The sequence below is a fragment of the Mesorhizobium sp. URHB0026 genome (assembly GCF_054059755.1).
Map to the genome: position 1 here is coordinate 3,941,584 of NZ_JBSSCN010000001.1, position 18,538 is coordinate 3,960,121.

Annotated in this window: 12 protein-coding genes and 3 pseudogenes; 5 read left to right on the plus strand and 10 right to left on the minus strand. The window is 56.7% G+C overall.

The window, feature by feature from the left end; translation table 11 throughout:
* Positions 1-37 precede the first annotated feature (37 nt).
* The 5 genes and pseudogenes from ACVWWD_RS19160 to ACVWWD_RS19180 form a co-directional block, all read right to left on the minus strand.
* Positions 38-316, minus strand: a pseudogene (locus ACVWWD_RS19160) (IS3 family transposase); the annotation flags it as partial.
* Positions 317-353: 37 nt separating this feature from the next.
* Positions 354-1,727 (minus strand): IS30 family transposase, encoded by a 1,374-nt coding sequence (locus ACVWWD_RS19165; RefSeq protein ID WP_457103257.1) that lies wholly within the window; start codon positions 1,725-1,727, stop codon positions 354-356.
* Between the two features lie 4 nt (positions 1,728-1,731).
* Positions 1,732-2,394: pseudogene (locus tag ACVWWD_RS19170) on the minus strand (IS3 family transposase); the annotation flags it as partial.
* Positions 2,395-3,762: an IS110 family RNA-guided transposase gene (locus tag ACVWWD_RS19175; RefSeq protein WP_352662903.1), complete on the minus strand. Its 1,368-nt coding sequence runs from the start codon at positions 3,760-3,762 to the stop codon at positions 2,395-2,397. It abuts the pseudogene before it with no gap.
* Positions 3,763-3,998: 236 nt separating this feature from the next.
* A pseudogene (locus ACVWWD_RS19180) lies at positions 3,999-4,253 on the minus strand (transposase); the annotation flags it as partial.
* A gap of 788 nt (positions 4,254-5,041) precedes the next feature.
* Between ACVWWD_RS19180 and ACVWWD_RS19185 the strand changes: the two are divergent.
* Positions 5,042-5,965 (plus strand): PD-(D/E)XK nuclease family protein, encoded by a 924-nt coding sequence (locus ACVWWD_RS19185; RefSeq protein WP_457103258.1) that lies wholly within the window; start codon positions 5,042-5,044, stop codon positions 5,963-5,965.
* A 63-nt stretch (positions 5,966-6,028) separates the two neighbouring features.
* Here the strand turns inward: ACVWWD_RS19185 and ACVWWD_RS19190 are convergent, their stop codons facing one another.
* Positions 6,029-7,342, minus strand: a complete 1,314-nt coding sequence (locus tag ACVWWD_RS19190; RefSeq protein WP_457103259.1) for an McrC family protein — start codon at positions 7,340-7,342, stop codon at positions 6,029-6,031.
* Entirely contained in the window at positions 7,339-9,522 is a 2,184-nt protein-coding gene (locus ACVWWD_RS19195) for an AAA family ATPase (RefSeq protein ID WP_457103260.1), read from the minus strand. The genes ACVWWD_RS19190 and ACVWWD_RS19195 overlap by 4 nt, the downstream gene beginning before the upstream one ends.
* A 198-nt stretch (positions 9,523-9,720) precedes the next feature.
* Between ACVWWD_RS19195 and ACVWWD_RS19200 the strand changes: the two genes are divergently transcribed.
* The 3 genes from ACVWWD_RS19200 to ACVWWD_RS19210 are packed head-to-tail and all read left to right on the plus strand — an operon-like array spanning position 9,721 to position 11,941.
* The gene (locus tag ACVWWD_RS19200; RefSeq protein ID WP_457103261.1) at positions 9,721-10,452 is read left to right on the plus strand and encodes a hypothetical protein; all 732 of its coding nucleotides are present in this window, start codon (positions 9,721-9,723) and stop codon (positions 10,450-10,452) included.
* Positions 10,453-10,501: 49 nt separating this feature from the next.
* Positions 10,502-11,119 carry a hypothetical protein gene (locus ACVWWD_RS19205; protein ID WP_457103262.1) on the plus strand — a complete coding sequence of 206 codons (618 nt, stop codon included), beginning with the start codon at positions 10,502-10,504 and terminating at the stop codon, positions 11,117-11,119.
* A 30-nt stretch (positions 11,120-11,149) separates the two neighbouring features.
* Positions 11,150-11,941, plus strand: a complete 792-nt coding sequence (locus ACVWWD_RS19210) for a hypothetical protein (RefSeq protein ID WP_457103263.1) — start codon at positions 11,150-11,152, stop codon at positions 11,939-11,941.
* 175 nt (positions 11,942-12,116) lie between these two features.
* Here the strand turns inward: ACVWWD_RS19210 and ACVWWD_RS19215 are convergent, their stop codons facing one another.
* The 3 genes from ACVWWD_RS19215 to ACVWWD_RS19225 form a co-directional block, all read right to left on the minus strand.
* Positions 12,117-13,628 (minus strand): DNA recombination protein RmuC, encoded by a 1,512-nt coding sequence (locus ACVWWD_RS19215; RefSeq protein ID WP_457103264.1) that lies wholly within the window; start codon positions 13,626-13,628, stop codon positions 12,117-12,119.
* A gap of 47 nt (positions 13,629-13,675) precedes the next feature.
* Positions 13,676-13,939: a hypothetical protein gene (locus tag ACVWWD_RS19220; protein ID WP_457103265.1), complete on the minus strand. Its 264-nt coding sequence runs from the start codon at positions 13,937-13,939 to the stop codon at positions 13,676-13,678.
* A 96-nt stretch (positions 13,940-14,035) separates the two neighbouring features.
* Positions 14,036-17,359 carry a TM0106 family RecB-like putative nuclease gene (locus ACVWWD_RS19225; protein WP_457103266.1) on the minus strand — a complete coding sequence of 1,108 codons (3,324 nt, stop codon included), beginning with the start codon at positions 17,357-17,359 and terminating at the stop codon, positions 14,036-14,038.
* An 81-nt stretch (positions 17,360-17,440) separates the two neighbouring features.
* On the opposite strand from ACVWWD_RS19225, the gene ACVWWD_RS19230 reads away from it, so the two are divergent.
* Positions 17,441-18,436, plus strand: a complete 996-nt coding sequence (locus ACVWWD_RS19230; protein ID WP_457103267.1) for a helix-turn-helix transcriptional regulator — start codon at positions 17,441-17,443, stop codon at positions 18,434-18,436.
* The last annotated feature ends 102 nt before the right edge of the window (positions 18,437-18,538 follow it).

The window sequence follows — 18,538 nt, forward strand, 5'->3', positions numbered from 1 at the left end:
CTAATTGTGGCCTGCTGCCGGTTTTTCGGACACGAGGTTAAGCTAACATAGCTTGTTCCTCGAACTCCACGGGGCTCAGATAGCCCAGCGTCGAGTGCCTCCGCCGGGGGTTATAGAAGCATTCGATGTAATCGAACACATCCGCTCTGGCGTCATCCCTCGTCCTGTAGACCTTGCGGGCTGTCCGCTCGGTCTTGAGCGACGAGAAGAAGCTCTCCATCGCAGCATTGTCCCATACGTTGCCCGACCGGCTCATCGAACACGTAATGCCGTGATCGGCCATCAGGCGCTGGAACTGCTCGCTCGTGTATTGGGCGGATTCAACCGGTCGTCGCAACACTGATTGTGTTCACTCACGACAGCAACTCGTCAAGCGCTTCTGCCGGCGTTTTCCAACCCAGGGTCTTTCTCGGCCGCGCATTGAGGGCCGCTGCCACGGCGGCGATCTCGTCGGCGCTGTGAATGCTCAGGTCGGTGCCTTTCGGGAAGTACTGACGCAGCAGCCCGTTGGTGTTCTCATTGGTGCCGCGCTGCCAGGGACTTTGTGGATCGCAGAAGTAGACTTGGACACCCGCGTCGACTTTGAGACGATCGTGCTGAGCCATTTCGGCTCCCTGATCCCAGGTCAGCGAACGGCGTAGTTCTTCGGGCAAGGTGATGATGGTGCGCGTAATCGCGTCACGCACGGCCTCGGCTCCATGTCCCGCGAGCGCAGGTCCGTTCTTCGTGCGCGGAGCTTCGCCATGCCCCACGAGCCGGGGAAGATGCAGTAGCATCGTGAAGCGCGTCGTGCGCTCGACCAACGTGCCGATCGCCGAGCTGCCAAGACCAAGGATGAGGTCTCCCTCCCAGTGACCCGGCACCGCGCGATCAGCCGCTTCGGCGGGGCGTTGACTGATCATGACCTCCGGCAAGACAAAGCTCTTACCTCGACTGCGTACGCGGGCCCTGGGGACCCGCAGCACGCGCCCCGTTCGCAAGCAGGCCGACAGTTCGCGGCGTAGCGCTCCCCGACCCTGAACGAAGAGGGCCTGATAGATGGTTTCGTGGCTGATGCGCATCGTCTTGTCGTCCGGGAAGTCGATCGCCAGGCGCCGGGCAATCTGCTCCGGGCTCCAGGCCCTGGCCCATCGCCGATCCTTTCGCGGGCCATGGCGGCGCCCTTTCCACGGAACGGCGGGACCAGGAACGGGAGCGCCGCTCGGGGTCACGACGACGCCGGCAAGTCTCTCCTCCACATAAGTGCGCAAGGTTGTGTTGAGCGCAAGCTTGGTCGGTTTGGGCCGACGGGCCGATCGATCCGCATGCCATTGGGCAGTCGTTGCCCGATACTCCAGCCCGCCGCTGCGGGTGGCTGCGTTGCGTCGTAGCTCACGGGAGATGGTCGAGGCGGATCGGCCAAGTCGGCGTCCGATCTCGCGTCTCGAAAGGCCCTGAACGCGAAGAAGTGCGATCTCCTCACGTTCCGCAAACGCAAGGTATCGCTCTGACGTCGGTTTGGTGGAAGACCTGAACATCGCTGGTGCCATGCCGCCCGCCTGTCGGAACAATCTGGTTCCAACAGGCTGCGACATACCAGCCGCCAACGCAGCATCTTCGCTGGTCAGCCCCTGCGCTATCCCCAACCAGAATCGCTGGAGTTCAGATCGCCCCGCCACTGGCGGACGTCCCGGTGACGGCAACGGCGCCCGTCCAGAACGGTGTGATCGTCGCTTTCCAATGCCCATCGCAACCTCCTTCGTTCAGGTGTTGCGACGACCGCTTGAATCCGCCTTGCGATCCCTGGTCGGAATGATGCAGCAGGCTGTCGGGCTTGCCCCGGCGCCAGATCGCCATCATGAGGGCGTCGGTGACGAGCTGTGCTGTCATCTCGGCCTTCATCGCCCAGCCGACGACCCGCCGGGAGAACAGGTCGACCACGGCGGCAACGTAGAGCCATCCTTCGGCGGTCCAGATATAGGTGAAGTCGGCGACCCATTTCTGGTTCGGCGCCGAGGCCTCGAAGGCGCGGTCAAGGAGGTTGTCCGACACAACCGCTCGCTCGCCCATATCCTTCGGCAGTCCGCGGCGCCGAGGCCTGGCACGCAGACCGTTCTCCCGCATAAGCCTCTCGATGCGATGCAGGCCGCAGGACAGCCCCTCAGCCAGCACGTCGTGCCAGACGCGACGGGCGCCATAGGTGCGGTCGCTGCTCTTGAAGCTACGGTCGATCCTGGAAACGAGGATTTCGTCATCCCGGGAGCGAGCGCTGGGGCTGCGGTCGAGCCAGGCATGGAAGCCTGAGCGGGACACATCCAGCGCACTGCAAAGCCATGCCACCGGCCAGATGTTCCGGTGCCTCGCGATGAAAGCGAACTTCACGTCACTTCCCTCGCGAAGTAGGCTGCGGCCTTCCTAAGAAACAGCCGCCTCAGTGTCGCATGGAACAGCTTGCAAAACGAAGCCCAGCGATTTGGCGCGCCGCTTCAGATTGGCGAGGACACGGCTGCGATATTGTTCCTCATAGTGATCGGCGCCCGGATCCCTGTAGGTCATGCCGTGCCTGAGGGTGTTGTAGAACAGGACCGCAATTTTGCGGGCGGTCGCCGTCACGGCCTTCGCCTTGCCCGCACGAGAGGACAGCCGACGATAGAATGCTCCGAGCGCCGTATCGCTCCGCCCGATAGTCGTGGCCGCCAACCGCAACAGCGCTGCTGCCCGGCTGGATGATCTCCGCGTGCGTGAAGAGAGCACCTTGCCGCCGGAGATTTTGTTCCCCGGCGCGAGACACAGCCAGGAGGTAAAGTGCTTGGCGCTCGGCCAAGCTCTCAGATCCGTGCCGCACTCGCCGATAAGCTTCAACGCGAGTGACGGACCCAATCCATGGATCTCGGTCAGATCAACGCCAAGCACGCCGTATAGAGCGGTCCTCACATCGAACGATGGTGTATTGACCTGCTTGGTCTTCACCCGCGGCCTGGAGAGCTTGCCGACCGGCTTGGTCCCTTTGTCAGTCAGCGCCGCTATCAAGGATTCCAGCTTGCGATCGCAGTCGAGCATCTTGGCCTGATAGGTGTCGTAAAGCTCCAGCGACTGGGTCAGGGCGAAGACATGTTCGTCCCGGTCGTTGCCCACCAGTGCAGCGCGGATCGTCTCGATAGAGGAATGGCAGCGCACATCGCGGTAGGTCGCCAATACATCGGGATTGCGCTCGCCCGCTACAATCGCCCGGATGATCCGCATACCGGTCGCGCCGGTGATGTCGGAGACAACGTGGTGAAGTTGCAGATTCATCTCCATCAGGGCCTTCTGCATGTGCTGGATATGGGCGGCTGCGTATTCCACTAGCCGCTCTCGCTGACGCAGATAGGCGCGCAGAGTTGCGATCTCGGCATCAGGACGGAAACTCCCGCGTAACAATCCGTAGGAATGGAGCTGGCGGAGCCACGCGGCATCGCTGACATCTGTTTTGCGCCCAGGCACATTCTTGGCGTAACGCGCATTGACCAGAATGACCTCGAACCCGTGCTGCTCAAGAATCTCATAGGCCGGGATCCAATAGACCCCGGTGGATTCCATCGCGACACTGGTCACGCCGCACGCTTTGAACCAGTCCGCCAGATCATGCAGGTCTTGCGTGAATGTGCCAAACGCTCGCACTGGCGTATCAGTGCAGCCCGGGTCGACCGCTGCCATGTGCATTTTTGATCCGATGTCGATGCCAGCGGCACCAGCATTGACCGGCTTCAATTCCGGGCGGTCACCGGTCTTCCTTTTGGGCATAGCAAATCCTCCATACGATTGTCGGCAGGAGGGTCTGGGCCATGCTAAATCTTCATCTTCCTAATCGGGATCACCGCAGGAACGGCGTCACCACTCTCAAGTTCGCATGCACCCATGGACCACGTTTTTTAACGGGGACTGTGCCTCCAATAAGCTGACGGCCGCTACCCTCCGAGGTCCGAGAATAGCATGGGCTGTTTCTACCGCGCACAGGCGGGCCATGGCCCGTGACAGTTTTTTAGGATGTCGCGCTCCGCCTCCAGCTTCGCCACTTCCTTGCGTAGCCGGTCGATCTCCTGCTGCTCCGGCTTCATTTGCCCATGACCGGGAAACGCATGCTGCGGATCGGTCGACAGCTCGCGCACCCATTTGCGCAGCACATTCTCGTGGAGATCGAGGTCGCGGGCAGCCTGGGCCACCGCAACGCCCCGATCCTTGATCAATCTCACCGCCTCAAGCTTGAACTCGCGGCTGAACTTCCTTCTTTGCATTCCAACTCTCCAGTTCCGTTAAACACCTTATCTCGGTGTCCACGAAACCGGCAGCAGGCCACCTGTCGGAGACTTTGATAGGCTTGACGAAAGCACCCAAGGCCAGAGAGCTGCGACTCATTCAAGACCAGCTCTGCACATAGCTTAACGAAGAGCGATTCCATGGCGCCTTCCGATGCAGCGGATTTCTTAAAGAGTTCTAGCCTTTGCGACGTGAAGTCCTCTCCTTTATTGCTGAGTAAGAAATTCCACGCCTTCCACGTCGAAAAAACTCGCCATAAATTCGGAAGAAATCGTCAGTCCGCGCTTGTGCCTGTTCACGCTGCTTCTGACGCAAATTCCAGCTCGCTGTGAGGCGATTGCCGACTAGCCATGCAAGAGCGACCGCCAGGATTGGTGGCAAATCGCTTTGGCGATTTCGATGATGGCGGGCGAACCCCCAAGTGCTTGAAACATTTAACCTATCCCCAAACGAAGCCATCCAGAGCATGATGCACCGGCCCATGCTCGCAGGCCGTGTCGGGGCGCTGTGGTTTTGCACCAATAAAGCAAAAAAACCAAATGTCCTTTTGGACATTTGGCGCCATCATATGACTGCCCGGAACATGGACAATTGTAGACATGTTGTAGCCGTCCGTTATCGTGAAATTGTTGGGGACAGGGTGGGGCACGATGCCAAAGAAGAATTTCTTGGACCGAATTGGGCTTGCTGCAACCCCCAAGGCTGGGGAGGGGACATGCCTAGTGTTTATGTGAGCAGTCGAACATTGAACCGAGTGGAGGAGATTATGACCGACCTCGTCCTATGTGAGCTGGCGGGTACTGAGCCCGAGTTCATCGCAGGGTTGGCTCACCATCTCGGGTTGAACGTCACTTATCCAGTCCGATCTGTACGGCGAAGTGTTCATGAAAGCTCTCTCGGAGAAACGGATGTGGAGATCGTATTCGCAAACCAAAGTACGAGCCTGGCGGTCCTGATCGAAAACAAGATCCGCGCGACCAGGATGATCCGCCAATTTGAAAGATACCGGCTGCGTGGTGAAGAGGGTATCGCGAAATCCCTCTGGGACAAATTTCTCGTCGTTCTCGCGGCACCTCAAAGATACATCGACTTGTTGCCCTTAAAGGAAAGGGAGCTTCTAGACGGGTGTCTGTCATACGAATGGATTGCCGATTGGCTTGAAGGTCACAACAGAGATCGGCACGCGTTCAAAATTCACATATTGCGCGAAGCGATCTCGGACTCTCACGCCGGCTACGTGAAGAAGCGCGACACGCGTATGACGGCGTTCCACCAAGGCGTGTACAAGATCGCAAATTCGGAGTTCCCAGGATTAAGGATGGCATGGGTCGACAAGGCGGGGCACGACGATTCCATCATTCATCTTCCGCATGCATTGCCCAGACGTGGCGACAAGCTCCTTCTGAAAGCAAAGATGGGAACGGCCGAGTTGCGGGTCGACACGAAAAATCCGATTGGTGCCGAAAGCGCCCTTCGTGAACTCATCGATCAGGGTTGGCGGACGACAATTGCGAAGAGTTATGCCGGCGTTGAAATTCCTGTCGCACATGTCGATCCAACCTCTGACTTCGACCAAGTCGAACCCCACGTACGTCATTTTCTAGAGGCGCTCATTAGGCTTCAGGAATTCTACCTTCGAAGGGAGGTGGCAGAAGCGATCGAGGCAAACCGCGGCATGCGACGACCATAGGATGTACCTGGGATGGTGATCGTTCCGGCTGGCGCCGACTGAAGGAGTGGTGTGCTCAGGGGCTCATGCAGCAAGGAAATGGGGCAAGTTCACAGCGCCCGCCTCATCAAAGATCAATCGATGACATTGCTCCGCCGCCGATCGAGGCTGGGATAGAGAGAGCGTTGCGAATCCGAGCCGAGTATCAAGTGTACCAGCTATGCGATGTGTGGCGATCAAGCCTGCGTGTCGGCCCAGCATATTGTGATGGGGATAAAGCAGCATCAGACGTTCGCACCGATAGACATGAGCGTAAGCCATCAGCTGATAAACATCCGCTTGGCTCACGCCGTGCTTCTGATCATCAATCTCGCTGCTCAATCTCTTCCATTTCGTGTCGATAATAAGCACGGGGCTACCGTCGCGGGAGACCACTATGTCAGGGCGTGTCAAAAACGAGCGCTTGCCTGTGCGGTAGTCGATCAACGCGTGATCTGTTGGGCTTTGCAAATAGACGGCATACTTCGTTTTTGTAAGCGCCTGCCTGATCTTACGACCGACGAACTCCTCGAAAAGAGTATGCATTTCAAAGAGGAGAGAAAAGCCTCGGCCCTCTCCGCTGCTGGTATTCTGGTAACGTCGACCAAGGAGCAGCTTGGCTAATTCTAGTGGCTGCGCCCAGGCGCGGTTTGTCCTGTCTATCGCCACACGATCCCAAGGCAATTGGGCCACGGCCACCGTAGAGATTTCTGAAAATGCAAAGGCAAGCTCCGCCAATCGCCGTTGATTGAGGGGCGATCTCGCGATGCTAAAGAGACGCGAGACCGCAGCTTTCATTATCCTGTTAAGAGCGATATCGGGACTCAATTCGTCGAACCGACAAGCAAGCCTCTGTGGAGTCACTGACAACGTTGTGAACTGCCGCTTGAGGACGAGCCGACCACGAATAGCTGCCAGATCATCTTCGTGTTCGATATATTGTCTAGGCATACCGCGATGCAGCGCTTTGAACAGCTGATCGCAGAAGAGGCGGATAAGAATCTCGAGCAAATCGTCGTTCTGCCAATCAAGATCTGTTATGGCGCCGTCCGAAATTTCGAGATCGATGACAGACGCAAGCATATGAACGAGGCTGCGACGCGTAGCGCCATCGTTGTCGGCGCCATCTATCTTGGGGAGAATCTCTAATGCGACCCCTGGGGCGGCCAACACGCCGACGACCTGTTGCGCTCGCAGCCGGTGAGGTTGATTAATCAGGATGCATTCGCCATCTTCACCGCCAAATGGGTTAGTCCGACTGAGTTCCAAAAGCCGATCGGCAATTGCGCGAGTGAACTCTCCCTCACCAGGTCGGTCGATTGGGAGGTATCCCCATTCGCGGATGGTTCGTTTGATCATGCCTCGAGCTGTCTGTATGCCGCCAAATCAAATGCGGGCTGTAGCGTGTATCGCCACCGGTCATTGCTGAAATCGCCGTTGGTGCCGCTAATTGGAGCTAGTTTTCGGCGTCTGATGAAACCGCCGTCATCGGCGGTGTCAGCCAGGGCGAGACGGATCTTCTCCCAATCCTCATAGAAATATTCGCTCAATAGTGGGATGATTTTGGTTCGCATTACGTCATCGAGTTCCGCTTTGGACCGACAACCCATGAAATAAGCATGTCCGATTTGATGCTCACGATCAAAAAGGCTCTCAATTCTTTCGTTCAAATTGGACAGGACGGCACTGACGTTTATCCCGTCGATGTTTGTGGGCAGTAGTCTGGGGTCAGGCATCATTTCGCGAAATTGGAAACGCCGCCTCAGTGCCGTATCCAACAGGGCGATCGATCGATCTGCAGTGTTCATGGTTCCAACGATATGCAGATTAATCGGAACTCCGAAACTCTTTCCTGAATAGGGTAGCGTGACTTTGAGCTCATTATTCGCCCCAACGCGCTTGTCTGGTTCAATAAGGGTGATTAGCTCGCCGAAAACCTTCGAGATGTTAGCTCGATTAATCTCGTCAATCACCAAGACGTAGGGTTCCGGTGCGTTGACTGACACACGATCTCCGCTGCTCGCTGCCAGCTGCTCGAGCGCGGGCCAACGGATCGCCTCTGAGTCCAACTGATAAAGCGACTGACGTCGAAACATCTTTCGATAGATCAGATCCCGCTGTTGGCTTTCGGACCCATGCCACAGCCATCGGACTTTGCGGCGATGTGGATGGTAGTCAGCGTTCTTATCAAAGTAGTAAGGCCCGGTAACTTGTGCGATTGCCCGAAACTTGTTGGCACCGTCGGAGGCGACGACTAGATCACCCTCTCGCATCAATCGGCGCAAAGCGTTCAGCTGTTCTATGTTGGGATCTTTGCCGGTTGCTTCCGGATGGTCGCGTTGCCACCGATTCTTGATGGCCTCAAAGGAGTCATATTCTGGGCCAGCCCAGTCGATATCTCCTCCCCAGCCAAGTGCGACAAAGCCGCCATCAAGACCGTCCTGCAGATATAGTTCGCCTTCTTCGCTCCAGTTTCGGCCAAGTGCCATCTTGAAGACCTTCGTGGAGCTATCTAGGGTTGGGGGGTTAGAGGACCGACCGCGGTTTTCTCCTGCCAGTTCGGCGATGCGCCTGAAGATTCCTGGATGGACTTTGAGTCCAAAACCAACACTCGACGTCGGCCTATCCTCCGCTCCGTCAATCGACGGTGTTTCAGGACGAAGCCCTTCGACAAAATCCTCGTACGAATATGATTGGTGAAATGTGACGAACGCGATGCGACCTCGCTCGACAAGTTCCCGATACCTCCTCATGACGCCATCTCGGCCCTGCGGAAGGGTACCGTCGCATAGGTTGACAGCAGCATTTGCCGTTTCGAAAGTCTTGCCGGTCCCTGGTGGGCCATAGAGAATAAGATTGGTGGGAGCCCCGGCGTTCATCGTCTCATCATTCTTTCCCTTTTGACCGTCATCCCAATCGACAGGTACGATGCCGCTCTCATACCAGTCGAGAAACTGCTGCAGCTGTAGGACGTCATTGATTCTGACGCTAACAACTGCCTTCGGAAAACCCTGTCGTCGATACTCATCTGACGGATTGTGCTTCAGCCTGGGAGGTAGGTTGGAGTGTCTTCCTTTTTCAGCAGGATAGTTTTGCAACTCGGCGACTGGAGGGTCGAGCTGCCCATCACTCTGCTCGATCCAGATCTGGACCTTTTCAATGTCCTTCTGCAGGGCGATAGACCGGCCGTCTCGCAAGGAGAAAGCAACCATTTTGTCGGTCACCTGTATTGGCGACCCGTAGCGCTCTCTTAGAGCGGTCTCTGCTACACCAACGTCAAGACGAACAGGAAGGAACTCGTAGAAGAATTCCGTCGTGGATCCGTTGCTTGGTCCGACTGTTTTGAGAAGTTGTGAGCCCGATGCGTCAAGAAGCTTGTTGCCGCCAAGCACACTGCATACTGCAGGATAGGCATTGTCGAGGCGCATATCGCGGTGGACATCACCGGCACGTATTGTCAACGTCTGTTCGGGGTTTGCACGGGCCTTCGAGAAGTACTCTCGAAGCGCGAATTCCCGAATGTCATCGGCTTGGGTCATCAAAGACCGCCCCTCGTTTGGTAAGTAGCGATGTCACGGACTCCCTTCGGAGCAGGGCCTCCAAGGCCATTGTCATTGATCTTCCAACAGGGATAACCCTTCAGAACAAAGTGAAGTTGCCGATTTGACCCATTCGACGTCAATAGTATGATATGATTTCCCTCGGCTTATCGGCGTTGGCGGGGAGGGGGTGTTCCTATGCCACTGTGGACCTTCGTTGCCCTGGACTATGAGAGATGGGGTAGAGGAAAGGAAGTCTTTGTCGAGAGCGACGATACGGTATCCGCAAATTCCATTAAAGTCTCCCGCGCGTCCGACCAACAGCGTGGGTACTTCTTTCAACAGATGCTAGCTGCGATCGCATGGCATTTGGGAACTGATCATGTGCCCGTCTTTGTGGATTTCAACGGCGAAAAAAGGCGGATGGACTGGGAGTGTATCGGCAATGCGCTTGCCTCTTCATTTTTGATCCCTCTCCGGAACGGGCCTGAGGGTTACCTGACCCATGTGGCAATCAATCCTCTGATGCCATCGGACGGGAAGGTAGATGGCAAATCGTCGGCTTTGTTCGAGGATCATGTCGCTTATACAGACGCGCAACGGCAACCAATCCTCCGGTCACTGCGGCAGGATATTCTCGAGATAGATAATCGCCTCCTTGAAAGCGAGGCCGTGACCCCGGCGCAGCGGCTTGCGTACAAGATTCCCGGATCCAGGAGATGCTTCCTAGAGATCAAGGTTCAGCGGAGCGCGATTTTGGTTCGATTGATAGACACGGGACTGGCGGATCCACGAGGGGCAATTCACAGAATCCCCGATAGCTATGGTTGGGCAGTGAAAGACGAGTTTCGGATCGCTGGCGAGGAAGATGCTGAATACGTCAAGCCGTTCATCCGAGCGGCTTGGCGGTTGGCTAATGCAGAAAGCTAGGTCTTTGCCAACAGGACGCGAGATCATTTAGTGGTTGGCGGTGAAGCGAATGCCAGAATGGACGCTTATCTCTTTGGATTATGAGCCACTCTATCGGGATTTGCAGGAAACCGGCACAGAGGTTTTCGTGAAAAGTGCTAGCACTTTCAGCGCAAAATCATTTGGGAAAATCAGCCGCGCCGCCGATCAACGTCGCCAAAGGTTCTTTGAGGAAAAACTGCGAACCATCGCGTGGCATTTGGGATCGGAGTCCATCCCGGTATTCATCGATTTCAACGGTGATAAGAGGCGTATGGATAAAGGTTGTATTGGTCATGCACTTGCGGCGCCCGCTTTACTCGCTCCGCCGGTTGATGGACCCCACGGTTATGTTAGCCACGTTACTATCGCGCGGCGGCAACAAGAGACGGTGGCCGGGCAACAGGATCGTAGTGAACTCAAGCCGCGGGTACTGGAATCTCTTAAGGCCCGGGGGCCGGTTACGGTAGAGACGTTGATGTCTTTGCTCGACGCTGGCGAAAAGCCAGTGCGTTCGGCGATAGATCGGCTACGCAGCGAAGGTCAGCCAATCTGGATCGATGAGGCTAGGGGGTTTTGGTGGCGTAATGACATAGTGCCCAACGGAACCCCATACTCTCGTTGGAAGAGGACTTATGTCCCTCTCTGATAGGGCTCGATTGCGTCCATGGAGGATAACGTGCCGGAATGGACATTCCTTCCGTTGGATTACGATCCCTGGACCAAGGGGACAGATGTATTTGTTCAAAACGCCGACACCTTTGCAGCGGATTCCTTTGAAAGGACGACACGCACTCCGGATCCGCAGCGCCAGCAGTTCTTTGAGCAAATGCTTTTCAACATCTCTTGGCACCTCGGTTCTGAAAGGATTCCAGTTTTCATCGATTTCAATGGGGATCGGAGGCGGATGGACCCGGGGTGTATCGGTCACGCGCTCGCTGAGCCAAGTTTTCTCTCGGCTGTCCAGGACGGGCCTGATGGGTATGTAATTCACGTATGGATCAAGCCGAAGGTCGGCTCCTCGACCGACCTCCAATTGTCGGACGACACGACCGCGCTCTGGAAACGCATCTATGAGACCGCGAGCAAGGAGCACCCAGAATTGGCTATGAAATCGCCGGGCTCCAAAGGGGCCAGATCGAACTGGGTCATTTTCAAAGCCGATCTGCCGCCGAAAATTACGATAGATTGGAAGATTAACAAGGGAACGGTTGATCTGTCGTTTTGGCCGGGAGCTTCGGCGATGCCCCGTGACAATATGGATCTTGGTTCCCTGGCGCAGGCGACATCGAGAAAACCAGCTATTGTCATGTTGGGAGCAACCAAGGTGATTACGGTGCCGATTTCCGCTCCCGGGCCGACCTTTACCCAACTAGATGAACAAAAAATAAAGGAGGCTCTGGAAGTCGCGTCTGCCCTGTACAAGTTCTATTGCGACAACGATGCGGTAATAAAAAACGACAGAAAATAGATGGCGGCATAATCTCAGGAGATCCTGGATTTTTGCATTGAATTATTGCCTCTTTGCCGATGAGCGCCTTGTCACAGTCGTCCAGGCGGTCAGTTTTCGTTGGCGTCGGTCGCCGCACTCGCCTCCTTCGGCTGCTCGGCAAGAGAGACGATCATCTCGGGCAAGAGGTCGGTGCTCAGGCCGTTTCTTCTAGCAGTTCTTCCTCTTGTTCTTCGTCTGCCCCCTCAGAAAACTCTGTGTTGAAATCGGGCAGTTCCAGTGTCTCGACATCGCGAAGCTTGCGCTCCAATGCCCTTGTGCGACGGCCGGCGTCGTCAACCGTCCTCTTGGCAGTATCGAGCTGTTTCCCAAGCTTGCTCCAGACTTCGCCGTACTTGCGGAATTCAGCCTTGGCGGCGCTAAGCACCTGCCAAACTTCGCTCGACCGCTTCTCAATTGCCAGTGTGCGAAAGCCCATTTGCAGGCTGGTCAGTAGCGCGGCGAATGTAGTGGGACCGGTTAGAACCACGCGGTATTTGCTTTGGATGTCTCCGCCGAGACCGGGGCGCCGAATCGCCTCCGCGAAAAGCCCTTCCGTTGGAAGATACATGATTGCGAAATCCGTCGAATGCGGCGGATGCACATACTTGTCCGAAATCGTTTTGGCCTGCAGTCGAATGGCGCGCTCGAGCCCTAAGCCGGCCGCCTCTATTTCGGCCGACGATCCTGCATCTTGCGCAATTAGGAGCCGCTCATAATCTTCCTGCGGGAACTTTGCATCGATTGGCAGGAAGACTGGAACATCATCGTTCTTACCCGGGAGCCGGATTGCGAATTCGACAACTTCGTTCGAGTCTGGGTTGATGCGCACATTTTTCGCGTACTGATCGACGGTCAACAGATCCTGCAGGACCATTTCCAGCTGCATCTCACCCCATCCGCCACGGGATTTTACGTTGGTGAGGACCCGCTTCAGATCACCCACACCCGTTGCCAGGCTCTGCATTTCCCCCAGGCCTTTATGGACCAGTTCCAGCCGGTCGCTGACGATCTTGAACGATTCGCCGAGGCGGCTCTCAAGTGTGCCTTGCAACTTTTCGTCAACCGTTAGACGCATCTGCTCGAGCTTTGCTTCGTTCTCCCTCCGCAAATGCTCCAGGTTTAAATTGAGCGCCTCGCGGATTGAGTCCTGCTTCTTCTCGTTCGACTCTGTGAGCGACTTGATTTGCGTGGCGATTACCACCAGGCCATCTTTTTGATCCCTCCGAGCTTCGATGTGCGCCTTTTCTAGCCGGTCGGCCAGTTCTTTCATGGCCTGGTTTGTCTCGCCGAGGCGCCTCGCCTGCACGTCTGAAAATGCTTCGGTGCTATGCTTCAGCCCGGTCTCCAACGCCGCCCGCCCATCGCTCGCTTCCTTTCGCATCGCGCCGAGTTGCTCATTTTGCTGGGTTCCCAGGGTTGCCAGGCGGCTTTCAATTGCCTGGAGCAGCCGAACCAGGAACTGGTTGAGTTCCTCCCGGCCATTGCGGCTGTCCTCACGGAATACTGCTTCCAGCTTTTGAATTCCTAGCTCAAATTGGCTCGGGTCCAGAGCGAAGCTTTTCAGGCGATTGATCCTGGTGCTGAGATAGAAGAGGCCAATCAGCGAAAGGACGCACGCTAAAGCGGATGCTATAGCCCCAACTGCAGGAAAATTTATATTGTACACGGTAAGACCCCCAAAGTCACAGACCTGCCGTCCGGAATTTCAATTGCCTAGAATTTGAGTCGCCCGAGCCTTTTTGCGGCAGTGATCATTTCCCCGCCGTCGCTCATCACGAGATACGTGTCGAGACGATCTGAGACCTTCGCGTACTGGCACCCCAGCTCCGCCTTAGCATGCGCCTTCGCCTTGTGGTCCATGAAATAGACATCCGCGCCATGGCGACGGCGGCGGCATCCGTAGGCGAGAATAGCGTCTATGACCTCGCCCCTGATTCCTCTTTGTTGGCAACGAATTTGGGCATGGTGGGTGAACATCAGTCCTTCCTCCTTCTATCGACATCCGGAAGGTAAAGGGTAGGGGTGCCATTTCCTGTCATGCCGTTTGCGAGGCCATCGTCATCTGCCCCCGCTTCAAGCGCGGCTATATTGCCTCAATGCGCACAATGTATTCACAAGCCGCATTTCGTGAATGTTGCTGCAGGGGATGTCGAGGAGCTTCGGGCTCGCAAAAACCAGCGCCAGCACTTGTGCGCGCGAGACCGCGACGTTGATCCGGTTCAAACTGAACAGGAAATCAACACCGTGCGGAATTTCGTCGTAGGATGAGCTCGTCATGGAGATCAGGCAGACAGGCGCCTCCTGACCCTGGAACTTGTCGACGGTTCCGACGCGCGCGCCCGCAGGGAGAGCCCTTTTAAGCGCGTTGACCTGGGCGTTGTAGGGCGCCACGATCAGGAGGTCAGCGAGTGTTATCGGCCGTTGCCGTCCGTCGCGGTCGCGAAATGTCTTACCCAAGAGACGCGACATCTCGCGGTTAATGGCTTCGATCTCTTCTGGACAGGTTTGCCGGTTGCCGGAGTGCACGATTTTGCGCAGGCGAACACCCGAAGCGGGTTCTTCGACGAGAATGGCTTGCCTTGCTGCGCCCTCGTCCGATCTCAGCCTGCCGTCATAAACCATGTCGGAAACGAACTGGCAGAGATCGGGATGCATCCTGCGCGAGAGGGGCAGGAAAATGCCATCCTCTGGGGGAACTGTTTTATGGCCCGCAAGCCGATATTCGAGCGAGGAGAGGCCGGCCTCGCCCGGATGTGCGCCTTGCACGGGTTGCGGCAGCTGCATCGGGTCGCCTACAAGAACTATGTTCTTCGCGCACGTGCCCATGGCGATGAGGTTCGCAAGCGAGACCTGGCCAGCTTCGTCGACAAACAGATAGTCGAAGATCTGTTCGAAGTCAGGTCTGGCGAAAAGCCAGGCTGTTCCGCCAACCACCGATGCCGAAAAAAGCTGCCGGTCATTGTTGTTCGTCGCCACGTAGATGGATCGGTTGTAGCCTTCATCGCCGGCATGGCTATTCTTCTTGGCGATGTTGACCGGTCTCTTGAGTTCGGCTGCCCTGTCCGCGACCGCAAAAAGAAGATTGTCGATCGCCTTATGGCTGTTCGAAGCGACTGCGACGCGCTTGCCACGCCCGACTAGGTCGAGGATGGCGCGCGAGCTCACATAGGTCTTGCCCGTCCCTGGCGGCCCCTGGATCACAAGGGTGGTTCCATCCATATCAACAATGGCCGCGACAGCTTCCTGAATAAGGTCCCGGTGCGGATTGATTATGTTTGCTGTCCCATTGCCGGCCCGGAAGCGAGGCTTTGATCGGTGCAGCAGGTCAAGAACGGCTGGATATTGCCGGTCATCACAAATGATGGAGTCCACCACCCGTTCCACAGCCCCCTCGATGGCATCGGTTCTCAGCGGACCTGGAGGGACAAGCGAGATTACATCTGGGGCATCATCGAACCACTTCTTGGGAAATAGAAGCTCGGCCGTGTTCTGGGCGAGATCGATCTCTGCAGAAGCCGGCGCGGGGGCTCCATCCAACTCGACGTGGCAGTCTCCCGATTGAAGCTTGCTTTCCTGTTCCGGGAAACGATAGCTGCGTGCCCAGCGGTTGCCCTCGCTTTTGGCCGGCGACGTGGCTTCCAGCGCGCCAAGGCAATCCAGATCATCAACGAGCCTTTCTGAATCCCGCCCCATCTTGTCGAAAATCGACCACCAGGCCGGTTTCCTCTCGCGCCAATGGAAATGGCTGAGATCAAAAAGCAGATCGGCAAAGGGGTCGCCGAACCGCTGCCGCACGGGAGCCAGCTTATTGTGCAACTCGTCGGCCAAAGCCTGTTCAATACTGACTTTTCCAAAATCGAAGATCTTCTCGTCGGCAATCACCTTATCTGCTCGCCAGGGCATTTCAACAGGACGCACCGTAGCAATGAGCCAGTCCCGGAGTTTCTGTGTCGAGATGCAGTCGATCCGATTGTAGTCGCGGATCTCGTCGAGGATGTGCTGGTCACCGCTCTGTCGCCATTCCTCGTAAGCCACGACGCTACCGCCCGCGGTCTTTACCTCTCCTGTCCGCTCCTCCATGTAGAAAACCTCAAGGTTTTTCAGCGAGTATCTCGGCTCCGATACAATGATGCCCCCGGAAACCACCCGATAGAGGTCGATGAAACGGTCCTCCCGCAGCATCTGGTCAAGCAGTGATTCACCTATCCCATGAATGCTGGTCAGGCGTCGCAATGCGGCGACTTCATAGTCTGCATAATGGTAGATGTGCGCGTTGGGGTGCCGGCGCAGCCGGGCCTCGAAGAATGCCATCAGCTGGCGCAAGGCTTCCTTTTCCTCCGCCCGGTCGTGGCCCCAGAAATCCTTGAAGAAACCAACCCCGTCGTCCTCGAACCAGAGGCCGTGGAGATACTCCAGTCCGTCTTCGTAGAATGGATCGCCTTCGATGTCATAGAAGACGTCTCCTCGATCGGACCGGGGAACAAGCGCCAGTCCGCGCTGCGGATCAAAAGCTTTCAGCGCGAAAGTGGGCGGGCCACCCGCACGCCGATCCGTTTGCAGGCGCGCCTGTGTCTTCAGCCTGGCAAGAGTGTCGTCACCGAGTTTCGGAACGCGTTTGTCGAGCCGCCCAAGAGCAGCCATCGTGCTCACGCCTCCGGCCGTCAGCTTGTCCCGTTGGGAGCTGGAGATACCAGCCACAAGCGCTAGGCTGTCGGTCTCCTCCCATTGCGCTTTGCAGTGCTCGCGCCAGCGGCAGAGACTGCACATTCTGACCGGCTCGGGTGAGGTTTCCGGCGGGTCGGAGACAAACCGTTCGAGCCGCTGGCGCGCATTCCTTGCGTACGCGGCGTATTCGTTCAGACGAAATGAAAAACGCTCGCCGCTGCCAAGCTCAAGATGCGCCTGCACGGGTTCAGTGCCCTGAATCCGTGCCAGAAGATCAGAATACAGGACGAGCTGCAGGATGTGCTTGGGATCGGGTTTCCGTTTCAGTTTGGTGTCGATCACCTCATAGGAAAAGGCACCCAGAGCCGACGGCTTGTCCACCTTGATGAGGAAATCTGACCAACCACCCCACGGGGTGGAGAGGAGGGCACCTTGGAAAAGAATGTCCGCGCCTGCGCTGAGTGCTTCTCTGGTAGCAGTCGCTGCGGTGCGCAGATCGATGTCTCGGCTGAATTCGATTATGCGGCGACCTTCGGCACGCAACTTAGCCAAGTATTTTGCTTCGTGCGCATCGCCATATTGCTGAAGGAGCTTTGCATCTTCGGTGTCCTCAGCTGGCGTAAGCCGCTCACCCCGCAAACTGCGCAGATCCATCGCCGTGGCATGCACGCACCCCATGAAGCGCATCAAATCCGATGCGGATAGCAAGATGTCCTTGCCTTCCAGCTTCATGTTAGTTTCCCCACAGCCGATGATAATAAAGCCGTAAGCAGTGGAGATGACAATAGCTGTCACCTGAAACGGTAAATGCCTATGTCTTTCGAAAAAGCGCAGCAGCTCATCGATCTCGCAACTTTTGTAGCCGCGCGTCGTATGGGGGTAACCACCGACGACGTCATTGACCGTCTCGGCGTTTCGAAACGCACGGCCCAACGGATTCTCCATACGCTCGAACTTAGATTTCCGGATACGGAAACGCATTTCGACGACGAGGGCCGAAAGAGATGGCGCCTGGATACGGCTGCCCTGCGCGATCTCCTCACACTCACTCCAGACGAACTGGCTGCGCTGGACATGTCGATTGGGACACTAGAACGCAGCGCCCAAGGTGTGGAGGCAGACATGCTGCGGTCACTCAGGGAGAAGATCGTTGCCCTGGTACCGCGTAAAAGAATTGCTCGCCTGGAAACAGATCACGATGCTCTTCTTGAGGCGCAGGGTCTAGCCGCCCGTCCCGGGCCCGTTTCGCGGCTGGCTCCTCAAATCGCCGCCACCATAGCGACGGCTTTGAAGGGTTCGGAGCGACTGCGGATCATCTATCAGTCTCGTAGCGCTGCCGTGCCGACCGAACGCATTATCGAGCCGTACGGTGTGTTGATCGGAATCAGACGCTATCTTGTGGCAAAACCTAGATTGGATGCAGGTGATAGCTTCCGGCATTATCTTGCTGAAAAGATCGAGAGGGCCGAGCTAACCGGAGAAATCTTCGAGCGCGACCCTAGCTTCGATATCAATCGGCATGCCCGCCAGGCATTCGGAGCCTTCCAGAATGACAGCGAGTTTGGCGAGGTCGTTTGGAGGTTCAGTTCAGATGCCGCTCCACAGGCGCGCAGTTTTCTTTTTCATCCGGATCAGGTGCTGGAGGACCAACCTGACGGCTCACTCATAGTGCGCTTCTCCGCGTCGGGGCACCTCGAGATGTGCTGGCATCTTTATATGTGGGGCGACAAGGTTGAAGTGATAGGTCCCCAAGCCCTGCGTCAGATGGTGCAGGAGTATCGGCGATCGGATTTCCCGTCGCTTCCATAATCTGGCGATCCATCCTTCCGAATCATGCAACGTGCGTGACCAGTAGCTGGTGACAGGTTTTGTCGCCGGACTATGGGAATGATGTAATACCTCAGACCGGGT